The 20,993-nt window shown below is 69.7% G+C and carries 14 protein-coding genes; 8 read left to right on the forward strand and 6 right to left on the reverse strand.

The features are described from left to right. Positions 1–113: 113 nt before the first annotated feature. From ABT009_RS24250 to ABT009_RS24280, 7 genes are all read left to right on the forward strand, one after another. Positions 114–1,388, forward strand: a complete 1,275-nt coding sequence (locus tag ABT009_RS24250) for an extracellular solute-binding protein (protein WP_351298545.1) — start codon at positions 114–116, stop codon at positions 1,386–1,388. Between the two features lie 138 nt (positions 1,389–1,526). Continuing rightward, positions 1,527–2,525 carry a carbohydrate ABC transporter permease gene (locus tag ABT009_RS24255; RefSeq protein WP_351298548.1) on the forward strand — a complete coding sequence of 333 codons (999 nt, stop codon included), beginning with the start codon at positions 1,527–1,529 and terminating at the stop codon, positions 2,523–2,525. A gap of 13 nt (positions 2,526–2,538) precedes the next feature. Continuing rightward, positions 2,539–3,447: a sugar ABC transporter permease gene (locus ABT009_RS24260; RefSeq protein WP_351298551.1), complete on the forward strand. Its 909-nt coding sequence runs from the start codon at positions 2,539–2,541 to the stop codon at positions 3,445–3,447. A 91-nt stretch (positions 3,448–3,538) separates the two neighbouring features. Beyond that, positions 3,539–5,212 (forward strand): glycoside hydrolase family 13 protein, encoded by a 1,674-nt coding sequence (locus tag ABT009_RS24265; protein WP_351298554.1) that lies wholly within the window; start codon positions 3,539–3,541, stop codon positions 5,210–5,212. A gap of 333 nt (positions 5,213–5,545) precedes the next feature. Beyond that, entirely contained in the window at positions 5,546–6,928 is a 1,383-nt protein-coding gene (locus tag ABT009_RS24270) for an alpha-amylase (protein ID WP_351298557.1), read from the forward strand. A gap of 240 nt (positions 6,929–7,168) precedes the next feature. Then, the gene (pulA, locus tag ABT009_RS24275; protein WP_351298777.1) at positions 7,169–12,577 is read left to right on the forward strand and encodes a pullulanase-type alpha-1,6-glucosidase; all 5,409 of its coding nucleotides are present in this window, start codon (positions 7,169–7,171) and stop codon (positions 12,575–12,577) included. Between the two features lie 92 nt (positions 12,578–12,669). Continuing rightward, the gene (locus ABT009_RS24280) at positions 12,670–13,029 is read left to right on the forward strand and encodes a 5-carboxymethyl-2-hydroxymuconate Delta-isomerase (protein ID WP_351298560.1); all 360 of its coding nucleotides are present in this window, start codon (positions 12,670–12,672) and stop codon (positions 13,027–13,029) included. A gap of 102 nt (positions 13,030–13,131) precedes the next feature. Here ABT009_RS24280 and ABT009_RS24285 read toward each other — a convergent pair whose 3' ends face one another. The 3 genes from ABT009_RS24285 to ABT009_RS24295 all read right to left on the reverse strand — a co-directional run bounded on the left by ABT009_RS24285 (position 13,132) and on the right by ABT009_RS24295 (position 16,568). Beyond that, complete coding sequence (locus tag ABT009_RS24285) at positions 13,132–13,857, reverse strand: TetR/AcrR family transcriptional regulator (protein ID WP_351298563.1); 726 nt, start codon at positions 13,855–13,857, stop codon at positions 13,132–13,134. 127 nt (positions 13,858–13,984) lie between these two features. Continuing rightward, positions 13,985–15,952: a hypothetical protein gene (locus tag ABT009_RS24290; protein WP_502989948.1), complete on the reverse strand. Its 1,968-nt coding sequence runs from the start codon at positions 15,950–15,952 to the stop codon at positions 13,985–13,987. An 85-nt stretch (positions 15,953–16,037) separates the two neighbouring features. Next, positions 16,038–16,568: a tetratricopeptide repeat protein gene (locus ABT009_RS24295; RefSeq protein WP_351298569.1), complete on the reverse strand. Its 531-nt coding sequence runs from the start codon at positions 16,566–16,568 to the stop codon at positions 16,038–16,040. A gap of 243 nt (positions 16,569–16,811) precedes the next feature. Between ABT009_RS24295 and ABT009_RS24300 the strand changes: the two genes are divergently transcribed. Further along, a complete protein-coding gene (locus ABT009_RS24300; RefSeq protein ID WP_351298571.1) occupies positions 16,812–17,270 on the forward strand; it encodes a hypothetical protein in 459 nt (152 codons plus the stop codon). Positions 17,271–17,342: 72 nt separating this feature from the next. Here the strand turns inward: ABT009_RS24300 and ABT009_RS24305 are convergent, their stop codons facing one another. The 3 genes from ABT009_RS24305 to ABT009_RS24315 all read right to left on the reverse strand — a co-directional run bounded on the left by ABT009_RS24305 (position 17,343) and on the right by ABT009_RS24315 (position 20,976). Beyond that, entirely contained in the window at positions 17,343–18,914 is a 1,572-nt protein-coding gene (locus ABT009_RS24305; RefSeq protein WP_351298574.1) for a DUF1996 domain-containing protein, read from the reverse strand. Positions 18,915–19,157: 243 nt separating this feature from the next. Beyond that, positions 19,158–20,147, reverse strand: a complete 990-nt coding sequence (locus ABT009_RS24310; protein ID WP_351298577.1) for an NAD-dependent epimerase/dehydratase family protein — start codon at positions 20,145–20,147, stop codon at positions 19,158–19,160. A 121-nt stretch (positions 20,148–20,268) separates the two neighbouring features. Further along, positions 20,269–20,976, reverse strand: a complete 708-nt coding sequence (locus tag ABT009_RS24315) for a winged helix-turn-helix domain-containing protein (RefSeq protein ID WP_351298580.1) — start codon at positions 20,974–20,976, stop codon at positions 20,269–20,271. Positions 20,977–20,993: the final 17 nt, after the last annotated feature.

Here is a 20,993-nt window from a genome sequence, read left to right on the forward strand (position 1 = left end):
GCTGTTACGTTCTCGTCGCCCGGCGGCCGCAACGGAGCAGTCGGCAAGTCGGCCAGGGGAGCGGGCGGGACCGCATCCCCCACCACACGGGCATTCACCCTCAAGGAGATCTCATGCGGCGTGGCATAGCGGCCACCGCGCTCGCGGCGTCCCTCGCCCTCACGGCGACGGCCTGCGGCGGAAGCGACAGCGGCAGCGACAAGTCGGACGGGCCCGTCACCATCACCTGGTGGGACACGTCCAACGCCACCAACGAGGCCCCGACGTACAAGGCCCTGGTCAAGCAGTTCGAGAAGGCCAACCCGGACATCAAGGTCAAGTACGTCAACGTCCAGTTCGACCAGGCGCAGAACAAGTTCGACACCGCCGCCGGTTCCAAGGGCGCCCCGGACGTGCTGCGCTCCGAGGTCGGGTGGACCCCCGCGTTCGCCAAGAAGAGCTACCTGCTGCCGCTCGACGGCACCGAGGCCCTCGCCGACAAGGACAAGTTCCAGTCGAGTCTCATCGAGCAGGCCCAGTACGAGGGCAAGACCTACGGTGTGCCCCTGGTCACCGACACCCTCGCGCTGGTCTACAACAAGGAGCTTTTCGAGAAGGCCGGCATCACCGAGGCGCCCGCCACCTGGGACGACCTGAAGTCCGCCGCCGCCAAGATCAAGTCGAAGACGGGCGTCGACGGCTACTGGGGCTCCACCGACTCGTACTACGCCCAGCCGTTCCTCTACGGCGAGGGCGCCGACACCGTCGATGTCGACGCCAAGAAGATCACGGTCAAGAGCGACGCCGCCGTCAAGGGCTACAAGACCTGGCAGGGCCTGTTCGACGGCAAGGGCCTGCACAAGGCCGACACCACCGCCGACGCGTACGCCCACATGCAGGACGCCTTCGTGAGCGGCAAGGTCGCCGCGATCATCCAGGGCCCGTGGGAGATCACGAACTTCTACAAGGGCTCGGCCTTCAAGGACAAGTCCAACCTCGGCATCGCGACCGTCCCGGCCGGTTCCTCGGGCAAGGCGGGCGCGCCGACCGGCGGTCACAACCTCTCCGTGTACGCGGGCTCGGACAAGGCCCACCAGGAGGCCTCGCTGAAGTTCGTGAAGTTCATGACGTCGGCGAAGACGCAGGAGCAGATCGCCCTCAAGAACTCCACGCTGCCGACCCGCGACGACGCCTACACGGCCGCGGTCAAGGCCGACCCGGGCATCGCCGGCTTCCAGACGGTGCTCTCCGCCGCCCAGCCGCGCCCCGAGCTGCCCGAGTACAGCTCGCTGTGGGGCCCGCTCGCCACCGAGCTGATCAAGATCGCCGGCGGCAAGGAGTCGCTGGACAAGGGCCTGACCAACGCGGAGACCGCGATCGCCAAGCTGGTGCCCGACTTCAGCAAGTGACCTTCAGTGGCCGCCGGATCCCGCCCGTCGAGGGGGCGGGCGGGATCCGGCGGCCACCGGCACGCCCTCAGTAGAACGGGCAGCACCCGGCAGCACCGGGCAGTCAGCGAGCAGATCTCCCTCAGAAGGTGTCGAACCATGACAGTCGCCGTCGAGAGCGCGGCCACCAAGAGCCGCGGTGACCGCGGGCCGCGCACCGGCCCGCTGCAGCGCCTGAAGCGCTCGTACCAGAGGCACTGGTACGCGTACGCGATGATCACCCCCGTCGTCGTCGTGCTCGGCGTGCTGGTGCTCTATCCCCTGGTGCGGGGCTTCTACCTCACGTTCACCGACGCCGACAGCCTCAACTCGGCGCGCACCATCGGCGTCAACCACATCGACGCCACGTACAAGTTCATCGGCCTGGACAACTACGCCGACATCCTGTGGGGCCCGACCTCGTACGACCGCTTCTGGTCCCACTTCATCTGGACCGTCGTGTGGACGGCGCTCTGCGTCACCTTCCACTACGTCATCGGACTCGGCCTCGCCCTGCTGCTGAACCAGAAGATGCGCGGCCGCACCGTCTACCGGATGCTGCTGATCCTGCCCTGGGCGGTGCCCACCTTCGTCACCGTCTTCTCCTGGCGGTTCATGCTCGCCGACTCGGGGATCATCAACTCCGTTCTCGGCTCGCTCCATCTGCCGCAGCCGCAGTGGCTGGAGGACACCTTCTTCCAGCGCTTCGCCGCGATCATGGTGAACACCTGGTGCGGTGTGCCGTTCATGATGGTCTCGCTGCTCGGCGGCCTGCAGTCGATCGACGCGTCCCTGTACGAGGCCGCGGAGATGGACGGCGCGAGCCCCTGGCAGCGCTTCCGCTACGTCACGCTGCCGGGCCTCCGCGCGGTCAGCTCCACCGTCGTGCTGCTCGGCGTCATCTGGACGTTCAACCAGTTCGCCATCATCTTCCTGCTGTTCGGCGGCACCGCCCCGGACGCGGACATCCTCGTCACCTGGGCCTACCAGCTTGGCTTCGGCCAGCAGCCGCGCGAGTACGCCGAGTCCGCCGCGTACGGCGTGCTGCTGCTGTCCATCCTGATCGTCTTCACCTCCGTCTACCGCCGCTGGCTGGCCCGCAATGAGCAGCTCGTCTGAGGCAGGAGTCCCCATGAGCACCACGACCCTCGACACCCCGGCCGCGGCGACGGACAAGGCCACGGCGGCGCCGGTGCGCCGGGCACGGCGGCGGGGCGAGCGCAGTACCGCCGTCACCGTCCTCACGCACGGCGTACTCATCGTCGCGAGCCTGATCGCGCTGTTCCCGATCGCGTGGCTGATCTTCCTGTCGCTCGGCCCCGGCAAGGACGACTACCTCCACCCGGGGCGAATCCTCGACACGGCGACCCTGTCCAACTACTCGTTCGTGCTGCAGCACACCAACTTCTTCAAGTGGCTGGGCAGCACGCTGGTGGTGTCGCTCGGCACGACGGTGATCGGCGTGATGTTCGCCGCCACCACCGGCTACGCGGTCTCCCGCATGCGCTTCCCCGGCTACCGGAAGTTCATGTGGGTCCTGCTGGTCACCCAGATGTTCCCAGTCGCCGTGCTGATGGTCCCGATGTACGAGATCCTCTCGGAGCTGGGCCTCATCGACTCCTACGGCGGCCTCATCCTCATCTACTGCTCCACGGCCGTGCCGTACTGCGCATGGCTGCTCAAGGGCTACTTCGACACCATCCCCGTCGAGATCGACGAGGCGGGCCGCGTCGACGGCCTCTCGCCCTTCGGCACGTTCGCGCGGCTGATCCTGCCGCTGGCCCGCCCGGGCCTCGCGGTGGCCGCCTTCTACACCTGCATCACCGCATGGGGCGAGGTCGCGTTCGCGTCCACCTTCCTGCTCGACGACACGAAGTACACCTTCGCCGTGGGCCTGCAGAGCTTCATCAGCGAACACGATGCGCAGCGCCACTACATGGCGGCCGCCGCGGTCCTGATCGCCGTCCCGATCTCCGCTCTCTTCTACCTCGTCCAGAAGAACCTGGTCACCGGCCTCACCGCCGGCGGCACCAAGGGCTGAGCCCGAGCACACACGGAATAAGTATGAGTGCCCCGATTCCGTAACTTCCGTGCGCCACCGTTTACTTACCCCTTTACGCAGCAAGGACGTCATGAGTCAGCACACTGCCGAGCAGCCGCAGAGCTCCGCTCTCGCCACCGCGCCGACCCCCGGCTGGTGGCGCGACGCGGTGATCTACCAGGTGTATCCGCGCAGCTTCGCCGACAGCAACGGCGACGGCATGGGCGACCTGGAGGGCGTACGTTCCAGACTGCCCTACCTGCGCGACCTGGGCATCGACGCCGTGTGGCTCAGCCCGTTCTACGCCTCTCCGCAGGCCGACGCCGGCTACGACGTGGCCGACTACCGGGCCGTGGACCCCATGTTCGGCAACCTCCTGGACGCCGACGCGCTGATCCGCGACGCCCACAAGCTGTCCCTGCGGATCATCGTCGACCTCGTGCCCAACCACTCCTCGGACCAGCACGAGTGGTTCAAGCGCGCGCTCCAGGAGGGGCCGGGCTCGCCGCTGCGGGACCGGTACCACTTCCGCCCCGGCAAGGGCGCGAACGGCGAACTGCCGCCGAACGACTGGGAGTCCATCTTCGGCGGTCCCGCCTGGACCCGGGTCACCGAGCCGGACGGCACCCCCGGCGAGTGGTACCTGCACCTCTTCGCGCCCGAGCAGCCCGACTTCAACTGGGAGCACCCGGCGGTCGGCGACGAGTTCCGCTCCATCCTGCGCTTCTGGCTCGACATGGGCGTAGACGGCTTCCGCATCGACGTGGCGCACGGCCTGGTGAAGGCCGAAGGCCTGCCCGACCTCGGCTCGCACGACCAGCTGAAACTGCTCGGCAACGACGTCATGCCGTTCTTCGACCAGGACGGCGTGCACGACATCTACCGCAGCTGGCGCAAGATCCTCGACGAGTACGCGGGCGAGAGGATCTTCGTCGCCGAGGCGTGGACCCCGACCATCGAGCGCACCGCCAACTACGTCCGCCCCGACGAGCTGCACCAGGCGTTCAACTTCCAGTACCTGAGCACGTCCTGGGACGCCGGGGAGCTGCGCGAGGTCATCGATCGCTCCCTCGACTCCATGCGCCCGGTCGGCGCGCCCGCCACCTGGGTGCTCTCCAACCACGACGTCACCCGGCACGCCACGCGGTTCGCCAACCCGCCCGGCCTCGGCACGCAGATCCGCCTCGCCGGCGACCGCGAGCTCGGCCTGCGGCGCGCCCGCGCGGCCACGTTGCTGATGCTGGCCCTGCCCGGCTCCGCGTACATCTACCAGGGCGAGGAGCTCGGCCTGCCGGACGTCGTGGACCTGCCGGACGAGGTGCGCCAGGACCCCGCCTACTTCCGGGGCGCCGGCCAGGACGGCTTCCGCGACGGCTGCCGGGTGCCGATCCCGTGGACCCGCGCCGGCTCCTCGTACGGCTTCGGCGAGGGCGGCAGCTGGCTGCCGCAGCCCGCCGAGTGGGGCGAGCTGAGCGTCGAGGCGCAGACCGGGGTCCCGGGCTCCACGCTGGAGCTGTACCGCAGCGCGCTCGCCGTGCGCCGCGAGCAGCCCGACCTCGGCGCCGGGGACTCCGTCACCTGGCTCGACGCGCCCGCGGGCGTACTGGCCTTCCGCCGCGGCGACTTCTTCTGCACGGCGAACACGACCGGGGAGACGGTGCGCGTGCCGGCGCCCGGCCGTGTCCTGCTCGCCAGCGGCGACGTCACCGTGGACGGCGAGGCGGAGCTACCGGCGGACACCACGGTGTGGTGGACGATCGGCTGACCTGCTACGAGGCCACCCGCTTGCAAGAGATTGCTGCGGTATTTCAGAGGCCTGCCGCTTGATCGCGCGGCAGGCCTCTGCCGCGCTTCGAGCCGGTCTTAGCAGGGTCGTGGCAGGTCATCGCGCCACCAATGGCCGCCGCTGTAGGGCGATTTCGTAAATGTGACGAGAGCATGTCCAAAGGGTTGACCCCGTGCGTGCGGGCTCATACCGTCTGGTCACTGCAATTCTCTGACAGCTTGCAGCAAGAACCTTCAACTGTCCCCCGGGCAGTCGTGTCGCCCTCGTTCCGAGGGCGGGTCGCCCCCCACGTACACGCAGAAGGAACCCGACATGGCCAGCAGAACCCTCTCCGGCGCGCTCGCCCTCGTGGCGGCCGCGACGGTCGCGGTCGCCATCCCCGGCGCCACCGCGCAGGCCTCACCACCCGGCACCAAGGACGTCACCGCGGTGCTCTTCGAGTGGGACTTCGACTCCGTCGCGCAGGAGTGCACGAACCGTCTCGGCCCGGCCGGCTACGGCTTCGTCCAGGTGTCGCCGCCCGCCGAGCACATCCAGGGCTCGCAGTGGTGGACCTCGTACCAGCCGGTCAGCTACAAGATAGCCGGGCGGCTCGGTGACGCCGCCGACTTCCGCGACATGGTCACCACCTGCCACAACGCCGGCGTCAAGGTCGTCGTCGACACCGTCATCAACCACATGTCGGCGGGCAGCGGCACCGGCACCGGCGGCTCCTCGTACACCAAGTACGACTACCCCGGCCTGTACTCGTCGAACGACTTCGACGACTGCACCGCGCAGGTCTCCAACTACCAGGACCGGTGGAACGTCCAGCACTGCGAGCTGGTCGGGCTTGCAGACCTGGACACCGGCGAGGAGTACGTCCGCTCGGCCATCGCCGGTTACATGAACACGCTGCTCGGGTACGGCGTCGACGGGTTCCGGATCGACGCCGCCAAGCACATGCCGGCGGACGACCTCGCGAACATCAAGTCACGGCTCAGCAACCCCTCCGTGTACTGGAAGCAGGAGGTCATCTACGGGTCCGGCGAGGCCGTGCAGCCGACCGAGTACACGGGCAACGGCGACGTCCAGGAGTTCCGCTACGCGTACGACCTCAAGCGGGTCTTCAACAACGAGAACCTCGCCTATCTGAAGAACTACGGCGAGGGCTGGGGCTACATGAGCAGCGGCGTCGCGGGCGTCTTCGTCGACAACCACGACACCGAGCGCAACGGCTCCACACTCAGCTACAAGGACAACGCCAACTACACCCTCGCGAACGTCTTCATGCTCGCCTGGCCGTACGGCGCCCCGGACGTCAACTCCGGCTACGAGTGGTCCAGCACGGACGCGGGCCCGCCCAACGACGGCACGGTGAACGCCTGCTGGCAGGACGGCTGGAAGTGCCAGCACGCCTGGCCCGAGATCGAGTCCATGGTGGCCTTCCGCAACACGACCCGCGGTGAGTCCTTCACCAACTGGTGGGACAACGGCAACGACGCCATCGCCTTCGGCCGCGGCAGCAAGGGCTTCGTGGCCATCAACCACGAGTCCTCGTCGCTGACCCGCACCTACCAGACCTCGCTGGCCGCAGGCACGTACTGCGACGTCCAGAGCGACACCGCCGTCACAGTGAACAGCTCGGGTCAGTTCACGGCGACGCTCGGCACCAACACGGCGCTCGCGCTGTACGCAGGCAAGTCCAGCTGCTGACTCTCTGCGGCCTTGGCCGCTGCCGCCCCTGGTTCCGGCCGCCCGGCGCCTCCTGCCCCGCTTGCGCCGGGCGGCCGTTCTTCTCGCTCCGCCTCTGCGTTCTCGTACTGCCCCCTGCGTTCTCGTACCGCCCCCCTGCGTTTTTGTACCTCCTCCTGCGTTCCCGCACCGTCCCCTGCGTTCCCGCACCGCCCTCTGCGTTCTCGTACAGCTCGTACATCCAAGGGAGTTCCCGCGTTGATACGCCCTTCCTCGTCCCGTCCGCGCCTCGCGCGAAGAACCGCGGCCGCCGTGGTGGCGGCCCTGTACGCCGCGCTGGTGCCCGCCGTGCCGACTGCGGCCGCGGCGGCACCGCCGCCGCCCTCCGACGCACGGCTCGCGGCCGAGCCCGCCCGCCACGACCTCACACGCGAGCAGTTCTACTTCGTCCTGCCGGACCGTTTCGCCAACGGTGACTCCTCCAACGACCTCGGCGGACTGACCGGTTCGCGGCTTGCGACGGGCTACGACCCGACGGACAAGGGCTTCTACCAGGGCGGCGACCTCAAGGGCCTCACCAAGAAGCTCGACTACATCAAGGGCCTCGGAACCACCGCCATCTGGATGGCGCCGATCTTCAAGAACCAGCCCGTGCAGGGCGAGGGCAAGGACGCGTCGGCCGGATACCACGGCTACTGGATCACGGACTTCACCCAGGTCGACCCGCACTTCGGCACGAACAAGGACCTTGAGACCCTCATCTCCAAGGCCCACTCCAAGGGCATGAAGGTCTTCTTCGACGTCATCACGAACCACACCGCCGACGTCGTCGACTACAAGGAGAAGTCCTACAGCTACCTCTCCAAGGGCGCCTTCCCCTATCTGACGAAGGACGGCGAGCCCTTCGACGACGCGGACTACGCGGCGGGCGGCCAAGGCTTCCCCAAGACCGATGCGGGCACCTTCCCGCGTACGCCCGTCGTGCCGGAGGCGAAGAAGGACCTCAAGGTCCCGTCGTGGCTCAACGACCCGACGATGTACCACAACCGCGGCGACTCCACCTGGTCCGGTGAGAACGCCACGTACGGCGACTTCGTCGGCCTCGACGACCTGTGGACCGAGCGTCCCGAGGTCGTCGCGGGGATGGAGAAGATCTACGAGCGGTGGGTCAGGGACTTCGACATCGACGGCTTCCGGATCGACACCGTGAAGCACGTCAACATGGAGTTCTGGACCCAGTGGGCCACCGCCCTCGACAAGTACGCAGCTCAGCAGGGCCGCGACGACTTCTTCATGTTCGGCGAGGTGTACTCGGCGGACACGTCCGTCACCTCTCCGTACGTCACGCAGGGCCGTCTCGACTCGACGCTCGACTTCCCCTTCCAGGACGCCGCCCGCTCGTACGCGTCCCAGGGCGGGAGCGCGAAGAAGCTGGCCGCCGTCTTCGGCGACGACTACAAGTACGCGACGGACAAGGCCAACGCGTACGAGCAGGTCACCTTCCTCGGTAACCACGACATGGGCCGTATCGGGACGTTCCTGAAGCAGGACAACCCGAGCGCGAGCGACGCCGAGCTGGTGAAGAAGGACCGGCTCGCCAATGAGCTGATGTTCCTCAGCCGCGGCAACCCCGTCGTCTACTACGGCGACGAGCAGGGCTTCACGGGCGCGGGCGGCGACAAGGACGCCCGCCAGACGATGTTCGCCTCCAAGGTCGAGGACTACCTCGACGACGACGAGCTGGGCACCGACCGTACGCACGCCAGCGACGCGTACGACACGAGTGCACCGCTCTACAAGGTGATCGCTGCTCTCTCCAAGCTGCGCAAGGACAACCCGGCGCTGGCGGACGGCGTGCAGACGGAGCGGTACGCGGCGGACGGCGCCGGTGTGTACGCCTTCTCCCGTACGGACGCGAAGAGCGGCACAGAGTACGTGGTTGCCGTGAACAACGCCGGCGAGGCGAAGACGGCGACCTTCGCGACCGGGTCCCCGGAGATGACCTTCCGCGGGATCTACGGCACCGATGACACCGTGACCAGCGACGGCGACAAGAAGATCACGGTCACCGTCCCGGCCGGTTCCTCGGTCGTCTTCAAGGCGGCGGGCAAGCTCGCCGACCCTGCCGCCAAACCGTCGATCACCCTCAAGGCCCCGGCCGATGGCGCCACCGGCACCGTCGAGATCTCCGCCGACGTCGACGGCGGACAGCTCAACCGCGTCGTGTTCGCCGCCCAGACCGGCGACGGCAAGTGGCAGGCGCTCGGCTCCGCCGACCACGCCCCGTACAAGGTCACCCAGATCCTGGGCGAGGACCTCCCGGCCGGAACCGCCCTGCGCTACAAGGCCGTCGTCATCGACTCGGCCGGGCGCACGGCGAGCGCGACTGCCACCAGCACGACCGGTACCCCGCCCGCCGAGGAGATCCCGACGGCCTCCTCACGCGACTACGCGATCGTCCACTACAAGCGCGAGGACGGCGACTACACGGACTGGCGGCTGTACGCCTGGGGCGACCTCGCCGACGGCGAGGCGACCACCTGGCCGGCCGGCCACGACTTCGTCGGCCGGGACGCCTACGGCGCCTTCGCCTGGGTGAAGCTGAAGCCCGGTGCGTCGAACGTCGGCTTCCTCGTCATCGACAAGGACGGCAACAAGGACGTCTCCGCCGACCGCTCGATCGACGTCACCAAGACCGGCGAGATCTGGGTCGAACAGGGCAAGGAGGCCGTACGGACGGAACGGCCCGAGTCCGAGTACCCGGCGCCCGACAAGACCAAGGCGACCCTGCACTACCACCGCGCCGACGGCGACTACGACGGCTGGGGCCTGCACGTCTGGAGCGGTGCCGCGAACCCCACCGACTGGTCGAAGCCGCTGGAGCCGGTGAAGACTGATGCCTATGGCGCTGTCTTCGAGGTGCCACTCGCCGAGGGTGCCACCAGTCTCAGCTACATCGTCCACAAGGGCGACGACAAGGACCTGCCCACCGACCAGTCGCTGGACATCACGGCGAACGGCTATGAGGTGTGGCTGTTGAACGGCCAGGAGAAGTACCTGCTGCCGCAGGCGGAGGGCTCCGCGGCCGCGCTCGACCTGACCACCTCCAAGGCGGTGTGGATCGACCGGAACACTGTGGCCTGGAACGGCAGCGAGGCCGCCGCCTCCACCCAGCTGCTGTACTCCCGCACCGGCTCCATCGCCGCCGAGGACGGGGCGCTGACCAGCACCGACGAGCGCTGGCTGCGGCTCGACAAGACCACGCTCACCGACGCCCAGAAGAAGAAGTTCCCGCACCTGAAGGACTACACCGCCTGGTCCGTCGACCCGCGCGACCGCGACCGGGTGCGCGAGGCGCTGCGCGGCCAGATCGTCGCCTCGCAGCGGGCCGCCAACGGCGCGGTGCTCGCGGCGACGGGCGTGCAGATCGCGGGTGTGCTCGACGACCTGTACGCCAGTGCAGGTGCGACCAAGGCAGACCTCGGGCCGGTGTTCCACGACGGGAAGCCGACGCTCTCCGTGTGGGCCCCCACCGCGCAGAAGGTCGCCCTCGAGCTCGACGGCACCTCCGTACCCATGAAGCGGGACGCCTCGACCGGGGTCTGGTCGGTGACCGGCCCGAAGTCGTGGAAGGGCAAGCCGTACCGGTACGTCGTCGACGTCTGGGCGCCAACCGTCCAGAAGATCGTCACGAACAAGGTCACCGACCCGTACTCGGTGGCCCTCACCGCCGACTCCGAGCAGAGCCTCGTCGTCGACCTCGGTGACCCGTCCCTCGCCCCGTCCGGCTGGTCGTCCCTGGAGAAGCCGAAGGCCGTCGCGGTGAAGGACGCGCAGATCCAGGAGCTGCACATCCGCGACTTCTCCGTCGCGGACAGCACCTCGCAGCACCCCGGGACGTATCTCGCCTTCACCGACAAGGACAGCAAGGGCTCCAAGCACCTGCGGAAGCTCGCCGAGGCCGGAACGTCGTACGTCCATCTGCTGCCGGCGTTCGACATCGCCACGATCCCCGAGAAGAAGTCCGACCAGGCGACGACCGACTGCGACCTCGCCTCCTATCCCGCGGACTCCGAGAAGCAGCAGGAGTGCGTGGCGAAGATCGCCGCCAAGGACGCCTACAACTGGGGCTACGACCCGTACCACTACACCGTGCCCGAGGGCTCGTACGCGACCGATCCGGACGGGACCGAGCGCACCGTCGAGTTCCGGCAGATGGTGGAGGCGCTGAACAAGGACGGCCTGCGGGTCGTCATGGACGTCGTCTACAACCACACCGCCGCGAGCGGACAGGCGAAGACCTCCGTCCTCGACCGGATCGTGCCCGGCTACTACCAGCGGCTGCTCACCGACGGGACGGTGGCCAACTCCACCTGCTGCGCGAACACCGCAACCGAGAACGCCATGATGGGCAAACTCGTCGTCGACTCCGTCGTCACCTGGGCCAAGGAGTACAAGGTCGACGGCTTCCGCTTCGACCTGATGGGACACCACCCGAAGACCAACATCCTGGCGGTCCGCAAGGCCCTCGACGCGCTGACCCTTGAGAAGGACGGCGTCGACGGCAAGAAGATCATTCTCTACGGCGAGGGCTGGAACTTCGGCGAGGTCGCCGACGACGCCCGCTTCGAGCAGGCCACGCAGAAGAACATGGCGGGCACGGGCATCGCGACCTTCTCGGACCGGGCGCGGGACGCCGTCCGCGGCGGCGGCCCGTTCGACGAGGACCCGGGCGTCCAGGGCTTCGCGTCCGGCCTCTACACCGAGCCCAACTCCTCCAAGGCCAACGGCACCGAGGCCGAGCAGAAGGCCCGCCTGCTGCACTACCAGGACCTCATCAAGGTCGGGCTCTCCGGCAACCTCGCCGACTACACGTTCACCGACTCCAGCGGCAAGGAGGTCAAGGGCTCCGAGGTCGACTACAACGGCGCCCCCGCCGGATACGCGCAAGCACCCGGTGACGCCCTCGCGTACGTCGACGCGCACGACAACGAGACGCTGTACGACGCGCTCGCGTACAAGCTGCCCGCATCCGTGAGCGCCGGTGACCGGGCGCGCATGCAGGTGCTCGCCATGGCGACAGCCGCGCTGTCGCAGGGCCCGGCGCTGTCCCAGGCCGGCTCGGACCTGCTGCGCTCCAAGTCCCTGGACCGCAACTCGTACGACAGCGGGGACTGGTTCAACGCCATCCACTGGGACTGCGCCGACAGCAACGGTTTCGGACGGGGGCTGCCGCCCGCGGCCGACAACAAGGCCAAGTGGCCCTATGCCCAGCCGCTGCTCACGGCCTCCACGCTCAAGGTGGGCTGCGCCCAGATCAGCGGCGCGTCGGCCGCGTACCAGGACCTGCTGAAGATCCGTACGAGCGAGGACGCCTTCGGACTCTCCACGGCCGACGACGTGCAGTCCAAGCTCACCTTCCCGCTGTCGGGGAAGGACGAGACGCCGGGCGTCATCACGATGCGCCTCGGTGACCTGGTCGTCGTCTTCAACGCCATGCCGGAGCGGCAGACCCAGCGGGTCGATGCGCTGGCGGGTACGCAGTACGCGCTGCATCCCGTGCAGGCCGCGGGCGCGGACGACGTCGTCAAGAAGGCCGCGTACGAGACGGGCTCGGGGACCTTCACGGTGCCGGGGCGGACGGTCGCGGTGTTCACCGCGGCGGGATAGAACCGGATCGGCCGGTGTGCCGGGAAGGGGGCGGCTCCTCACGGGCCGCCCCCGTTTCCGCCGTCGTCGGTGGGATGCGCGAGGATGAGCCCATGCCTCAGATCACTGTTGACCATTCCGCCCAGCTGACCGACGCCTTCGACCGGCGGGGCTTCGCGCTCGCCCTGAACCCGCTGGTCGTCGAGGTGGCGGCCGCCAAGATCGAGAACTGCAAGATCGTCTTCCGTCCCGCCGACGAGACCGTGGTCGGCGACGCGGCGGACGGCCATGCCGTCGTGCACGTCACCATCGGCCTGCTCGCGGGCCGCACGGAGGAGACGAAGGCGCGGCTGACCGAGGGGGCGCTCGACCTCGTACGGCAGTTCCTCAAGGCCCCCACGGGACTGGCGCTGCATGTCTCGGCCGAGACGCGCGACCTCGACGACTCGTACCGGAAGTACGAGGAAGAGTGAGACTTCGCGGACCGCGGACCGCGGACCGCGGACCGCGGACCGCGGGACGTCGCGGTTCGCGGAGACGTCGCAGATCGCTGAGGCGCCAAGAACCCTGAGGCGTCAGGAGCGCTGAGGTGCCAGTGCGGTCAGCCGGCCGACCAGGTCGCCGAACGGGCCGTCGGCCGGTTCGTCCGCCAGCACGCGCCGCAGCACGTCCGCCATCTCCGTGTCGTACGCGGCGCTCACCGCGGTCAGCGCCGCGAAGTCCTGTACGAGCTGCTTCTCCAGCTCGGCGCGCGGGATGCGGCGGCCGTCGAGCCATATCAGTGCGGTCGCCTCGGCGAGCGAGATCCAGGAGCGCACGACGAGTTCGAGGCGGGCGGGCGGCTCGCTGATCCCGAGGTGCTCGAGGATCTGCTCGTACGCCGCCTGCCGCACAGAGTCGATGAGTGCGTTGGTGGTCGACGCCGTGTCCACCGGGCAGGCTCCGCCGACGGGCACCGCCGGCCCGCCGCGCATCAGTGCGGAGAAGCCGGGCCCGTGCTCGTCGACGAAGTCGAAGAAGCGGCCCATGACCTTGTGCAGCCGTGCCCCGAGCGGACCTTCGTGGGGCTCCATGAAGCGGTCCGCGAGATCCTCCGCGGCCCGCTTCAACGCCGCCTCGTACAGGCTGAGTTTTCCGGTGAAGTAGTGGTAGACGAGCGGGCGTGAAATGCCTGCCGCGGACGCTATTTCGTCGATCGAGACGTCTTCGGGCGAGCGTTGACTGAACAGTTCGAGTGCGACCTCGATCAACTGCTGCCGCCGCTCCTCGACTCCCATTCTGCGGCGCACCCCGGTTGTCATACGAACACCCTAGCGATCCGCAACCTTCATGTCGTCACGGGATCCCCTACGACTCGGCATGGTTCCGGCACGAGTTGTTCACCGCGGGCCTCCGGTAAACGGCCGCGCAGCCGGAGCCCGGAGGGAGCTAGCGCAGCACTGAGATGCCTCTGCCGTCTGCGAGTTGTCCTTTCAGGCCCGCCTGGACTCCCTGCTTGGTCCGTACGGACAGCACGTGGCCCCGGGCGCTGCCGATCACCGCTCCCGTGGCCTGGACGGACACCACCTGCCTGCTTCCCGCGGCCAGCAGGTACCACGCCCCGGACTGCGACTTCCACAGCACACCCGCCAGGACGTGCGGTTCGCGTGCGCCGCAGGCGGGGGAGTCCTCCGCTTTGGCCGCGACGGCCCCGGCCGCGCGGCCGGGCTCCACGAAGTGGGCGAGGACGCGGGTGCCGGTGCCGCGCCAGGTCTCGGCCCGGGTGCACATCCATGTGGCGGAGCCGTCTCCCTCGGGCAGTTGCTGCCGGGCGTACTGCCAGAGGTTCACGGACCGCACGCCGTGGGAGCGCACCGCGCTGAGCGAGCAGGCGGTGCGTGCCCAGCCGGCGAGCGACAGGGGCCCTGTCGACTCGCGGGGCGTCTCCGGGCGGCCGGAGGTGAGATGCGCGGGCACAAGCTCGCCGAGGTCGGTCATCAGCCGGGTCGATGCGTCGTGCTGGACCTGGAGGACGTTCCACGAGCGGCAGGCGCCGGCCCGCGCGGGACCGGCGAGCGGATCCGTGACGCCGTCCGGGGCGCGGCCCAGCTCCATCGGCTCCGCGTCGGGCTGCAGCAGGTCGCGCACGGACGTCGCGGACACCCAGGGTGCCGTCAGATAGCGGACGTTGCCGTCGGCCCTGGCGACCACCACGGCGTTCGCCTCCTCCGCGGTCGCCCCGTCGACCCGGGCGAAGTCCAGTGCGGCACCGCTCGTGCCGTTCTTCGGCTCGGCGTACCGCACGATGCGCAGCCCGTCGTACAGCAGCACCACCCGGGCCAAGTCCACCTCGCCCGCGTACAGCAGCTGCGCGGGTCCCGGTGGTGAGCCCGCCGGGGTGCCGGGCGTCGCGGACACCTGGACGGACGGGCCGGGCCGCGCCCACACGGCGAGGGCGCGCCGGAGCAGCGCCCGGTCGCCGGTGAGGCTGCCGCGCGCGGGCCACGCCGAGAAGTCCGTGCGCGCGGACTGCTTCCAGGCCGTGGGTGCCACCTTGGTGAGTTCGGCGGGGTCGAGAGCGGCCTCGGCGGCGGGATTCTGCGCGTACGGGGGAGCGGCCGCTCCGTCCGGGCCCCAGCCGGTGCCCGGCATCGCGAGCAGCGCCGCGCACACTGCCACGGCGGCCGCGGCGGCAGCGGCTGCCTTCATATGGTGCCTGCGGCGCACGAGATCGGTCGGGCGGGCCTGTAGGGAACACGGGTCGAACTCCGGGGATGCCAGCAGTTCGTACCTGGCCTCAAGACCGTCGGCCTCCCTGAGGGCCGCGCCCGGGTCTGCGGCACCGGCCGAGCCGAGGACCGCGGCCACATCGGCGTCCGTGAGCCGCTCCAGTCCGCGCAGCACATAGGCGGCCCGGGCGGGTGCGGAGAGCGCGGACAGGCGCTGGTCCAGGGCGAGTTCGGCGGCGCCGCCCGACCGGGGGAACAGCCGCAGCCCCCACACCTGCGGCAGCAGCGGCGGCAGTTGCGCGCGCCAGGGCCAGGTCCGCCATCTGAACGGGCGTCCGGCCCTGAGCGCGGTGCGCAGCACCTGGAGCCTCACATACGCGTAGCCCGGATCGCCGTTGCGCCCAAGGCCCAGGCCCGCGCCCGCACCCGCACCCGCGCCGGGTCGCGGCTCCGGTACCACCGCGAGGGAGTCCGGCGCCTCCGAGGCTCGGCCGCGCGGCAGCGCGCGCTGGGTGACCGCGTGGGCCGTCAGCACCCGGCGGCCCGGGCCCAGGCTCGGCGGCAGCACCAGATAGGCGAGCCGGACGAGCCGCGCATAGTGCTCGACGAGCGCGGCCTCGGCCTGCTCCACCGCGACGGCCTGGCCGCGGGCCTGATCGGGGAGGGTGACGACGTCCTGTGACTGCACGTTCAGCAAAACGAGCGAATCATCGGATGGTCACCTCGGCGGGGTACACCCGGGCGTGTCGCGATCGCTGCGGCCGGGTCCTCCGTCAGTCGCTGTCCGGTTCCACCAGCAGCCGCGCGTAGTTCGCCATCGACCGCTGGTAGCGGGGCAGATGCGGGGCCAGCGCGCCCAGCACGAGCGAGAGCCCCTCGCGTTCCCGCCCGAGATCCGCGAGGCACAGCGCCAGGACCGCGCGCACGGCATCGTCCAACTCGTCCGGCTCGGCGTCGAGTTCGGGCGTGATTAGTCGTACGCCTTCCTCCGGCAGACCGGTGTTCCGCAGCGAACTGGACAGCTGGATCTTGGCGCGGCGCCTGCGGATGCCGGTGAGACCGCGCTCGATGGCGTCCCGGTACAGCGGTACGGCCTTGTCGGAGTGCCCGGTCGAGTCGAAGGCGCAGGCCCGCTCGAAGGGGCCGATCGCGCTGTCCGGGGGCAGCTCGGCGACGAGCTCGTCGATCAGGTCGCGGAACTCCGCCTCGTCCAGCTCGTCGAGGCGAGCCCAGGCCCCGGCGGCGCGCTGCTCCCAGTCCGCGCTCGCAGCGGGGGTCGTCGACTTCGTCGGTTCTGCGGTCACGGGCCCACACTGGCATGCGCGTACCCGTGGATCCCCGGATTTTACGAGCTCGAGACGGTCTGCTCCCTGTTGACTGAACCGGACGGTTGCGCGGGGCCGTGAGGCGGTTGTCGATTGAGCACGCAGCGTGCGGGAGCCGTATCGAAGGCGGGACCCCGGACGAGGGGTCCAGCGGCATGGGCGGTTCGGCCGCCCACGATCACGTCGCCAGGCGGGGTCGCCGGACGGAACCGGAGGGAACGTATGAGGCTGACGCGGGAGAGGCTTGCGGCTGCCGGAGCCGTCGTGCTGCTGGCGCTGACCGGCTGCGGCGCGGGCGGCGACGCGGACGCCGTGCCGAAGACGGCGACGGGGAGCCTGGAGCACCTGGCCGGCGAGGTGGACTGCAAGCCGGACATCCAGACGGATGCGGACGAGCTGCGCCAAGCGATCTGCAAGAACGGCGACGGCCGGTTCGTCCTCGCCACCTTCGCGACCGACCGCGGTCAGCGCGAGTGGCTCAACCAGGCCAAGGACTACGGCGGTTCATATCTGGTCGGCCGCAAGTGGGTCGCCGTCGGCGAACCGAAGGTGGTCACGGCGCTGCGCGGCCGACTCGGCGGGACCGTGGAGACCGGGGCCTCGCACCACTCGGGGAGCAGCGGTGGAGGGGACGGCGCGGACGGGCACTCCGGTCACCACATGGGCATGGACATGGGATGACCGCGAAGTGTGGGGTGCGGCGGGCGGGGACTCGGGGAGCCCGCCCGCCGCGACGTCGCAGCAGGTGCCGGATCAGCGGCAGCGCCGGCCGCCGTTGATGCAGTCGACCATCTTGTTCATCAGGTTCTCGTCGAAGACGTTGATGAAGTCGTCGTGGTCGGTGATGGGCTTGTGCAGCTGCTCGGGGAATCCGTCCACGGCGAACGGGTTCTGCACCTGCCCGTTCTCGACCGTCGGCCGCTGCACGTCGTACACCAGGCGCATCGTCAGCTGCGGGATCGCCTTGAAGTTCGCCGGGCAGGCCCCGGTGGCCGGATCCGCGAAGGCCACGTGCGTACGGTGGTTGGCGCTGTCGATGTTCTGGCCGTCCCAGCAGCTCTGGAAGTCGAAGGTCCGCACGACCTTGCTGCCGTCGGGGCACAGCGGGTACTTGTCCGTCAGCTGCCGGTCCTCGAACCCGGTACAGCTCCACGAGGCGTTGGCGTTCGCGTCGCCGTTGGTGAGGGCCTTGGCGTCACCGGTGATGATCCGCAGGAACTTCGGCATGGCGACGACCTTGCTCTGCGCGTTGCCGACGAACTTGATCTGGGCCTGTTCGGCACGCAGGACCCGGCCGACGTTCCCCTCCTTGCCACCGCCGTCCGCGCCCGCGTCGAACTCGTTCGTGCCGTCCTGCACGCGCAGCACCGGCCAGTAGTACGAGGACTTGTCGCCCTGGTTGGCGCAGGTGGTCTCGGCGTTCGCGAACGTGTCGTTGTTGGCGAAGGCGTCGTTCGCCTGATTGCCGACGTAGTCGTGGAGGTGGTGGGCGCCGTTGCTGACGCCGGGCGCCACGATCACGTTGTCGGTGTTGAACTTGCCGTTCTCGTTGGTGCCGCAGGAACTCGTGAACGAACCCCGCGACGCGTTCTGGCCCCGTCGGGGCTTCTGGACATTGGGCTGGACGGTGGTGATGTCGACGAAGTCGTCGGCGGCGGGTCCGTTTCCGGCCTGACCGCCGTTGCCTTGGTTCTGACCGCCGCCCTGGTTGCCTCCCCCCTGGTTCTGGCCGCCGTCGCCCTGGTTGCCACCGTCCTGGTTCTGGCCGTCGCCGTTCTGGTTGCCGTCGTTCTGGTTGCCGTCGTTCTGGTCCTGGCCGTCGCCGGCCTGCCCGTCGTTGGTCTGGGGCTGGTCCGCCGCACGTCCCGTGCAGGGGGCGAGGGAGTCCAGGTTGTCCGGCGGGGTGCCGCCAACGCGGCTGATGATGAGCTCGAGCCGGTCGATGACCGCCGCCCGTTTGTCCTTGAGCGGACCGAGTATGGCGTTCTGGACGAAGTTCGGGTCACGGGACGCCGCGTCGCGGGTGGTGGCGAGGCGGGTGTAGGCCTCGGTGATCTGGCGGTCGAGGTTGGCGAGTTCGCCGTCGACGCCCGCGCGCGCACCGTCCGGCACGTCGGTCAGTTCGTTGCCGACGTCCGGGCAGTCGATGGTGGCCACCTGCGCGGCCGTGGTCTGGCTCTGACCTCTCCGGGTCGAGTTCTCCTCGTGTGCGGAGGCGTAGAAATTCGCCGCGATGAGTCCGCCGCCGCCCAGAACGAGGGCCGCCGAGGCGGCGATCGCACGGTTGGCGACGGTGGAGCGGCGTTTTCGCGATGTGCGTCCCATGGAACTCCTCTGACTTCCTTGCGGGGCATCGAGGCGCCCGACAGGAGTGAAGCGGCTCCGTTCCATACGGACGACGTCCCTGGGGTGTTCAGCCGTCACAGAAATTCGGCGGAGGATCGAAGGCTGCCCGCCGCTGTGGGCAGGCGTGCCGCAAGGGGCATGGGAGTACCTCCCATGCCCTTAAGACAATGGGGGAGGGTGGGCACAGCGGAACCCCGACGACGGGCAACGCCTCAATCGGTGTCAGCCACCCAGTACCTTCGCCTCCACCCCCGCATCCAGCCCCACACTCGGCCGATCCGCCCGCTGCGGCGCCACGCCCCCAATGGACCGCAGCCACTCCCACGTGTCGCCGACCGTCTCCGCGACGCCGCGGCACCGCAGACCCGCCCCCAGCGCCTTCGAGACGCCGATGCCGTGCAGCGCATCGTGGCCCTCGCTGCCCGGCGGCACCCAGACGGGCAGCTGCGTCCACGGCTCGATCCCGGCGCCGAGGATCACCTCGGGCTCCGTCCAGCGCAGCTCCGCCGCGGCCCCCGTGACGCGTACGCAGGTGTCGAGGAGTTCCCCCATCGTGGTGTGCCCCTGCGGGCTCGCCAGGTTGTACGGGCCGCTCAGCCCGCCCGCCGCCGCGTCGAGGATCCACTCGGCGAGATCCCGGGCGTCGACGTACTGCAGGGGCAGCGAGCGCGGGCCGGGCGCCAGGACCGGGCCGCCCCTGGCGATCCGGCTCAGCCACCACGGGAGACGGCCGATGTTCTCGTGCGGGCCGAGGATCAGCCCGGACCGGACCAGCAGCGACCGGTCCTCGCCGAAGGCCCCCACCGCGGCCAGCTCGCCGCCCCGCTTGTCCTGCGCGTAGTCGGTCTGGTCCGCGTCCGGCGAGCCGTCCGCCAGCGGAGCGTCCTCCGCGTAACCCGCCGCCGGCGGCCACGCGTACACCGAGCAGCTCGACACATAGACGTAGCCCCCGGCCCGGTCGGCCAGCAGCGCCGCGGTGTCCCGCACGACGCTCGGCGCGGCCGACCAGGTGTCGACCACCACGTCCCACTCGCCGTCGGCGAGCGCCGCGAGCCCTCCCGGCGCCGTGCGGTCGCCGCGCAGGGCACGCGCCCCGGCGGGCGGCGCATGGCGACCGCGGTTGAAGACGGTCACCTCCCAGCCCCGCGTCAGCGCCGCCTCCGCGACGGCGCGCCCCGCGAACTCCGTACCACCCAGCAGCAGAATCCTCATGTCGGTGACTCTGCCCCCGGCACCCGCCACGGGACATCGGATTCCGCCCGCAGGGAAACCATTCCGCTGAGGGGCGAATCCGCGAGGCGCTACCGGGGGAGAGGTGACCGGAGCAGCGGCATCATCCGGCCGTGGGCGGCGTGTACTTGTAGCCGACGCGCCGCACCGTCTGGATCGCCTGGCGGTGCTCGGCACCCAGCTTGCGCCGCAGCCGCGCGATGTGGACGTCGACGGTGCGGCCGTCACCCACGTGCCCGTAACCCCACACGGTGGTCACCAACTGGTCGCGGGTGTGCACCCGGTGCGGGTGGGCGACGAGATGGGCGAGCAGCTCGAACTCGAGGTACGTCAGGTCGAGCGGCCGCCCGTCGACCTCGGCGGTGCGCTGGGCGGTGTCGATCCGCACGAGCTCGTCGCTCTGCCCGGACGACTCGTTCGACTCGACGACCGACGGGTTCGACTCGTACGCCTCGTGCAGGCCGTGCGAGTCCTGCGTGACGGCCGCAGCGGGCTGCCCGTCGAGACGCGGGCCAAGCCGGCGGAGCGGGCCGTCCTGACCCTCCGGCACCGGGAACGGCAGGACGCCCTGCTGGTCGGCGGGTACGAGGACCAGGTAGCCGATCATCGGCGGGCGGCCCGGCAGCGTGGGCAGGGTGTGCTGGGGTGCGGGCAGCCATGTGGCGCCCGGCGGCAGGAAGTCGGTCACATCAACCACCTCGTCCCGGTCGACGGCGCGCAGCCGGTGGCGGGCGGGGTGCTGTGGTGCGGCGGCCGGAGCGGTGGTCGCAGTGGTCGCGTTGGCGGTGGAGAAGGAACGGGTGTTCGCCATGGGAGGTCAGCTCTTTC

Origin of the sequence: Streptomyces sp. NPDC002896 (genome assembly GCF_040295225.1) — a bacterium.
In the GTDB taxonomy this organism is placed as follows: domain Bacteria; phylum Actinomycetota; class Actinomycetes; order Streptomycetales; family Streptomycetaceae; genus Streptomyces.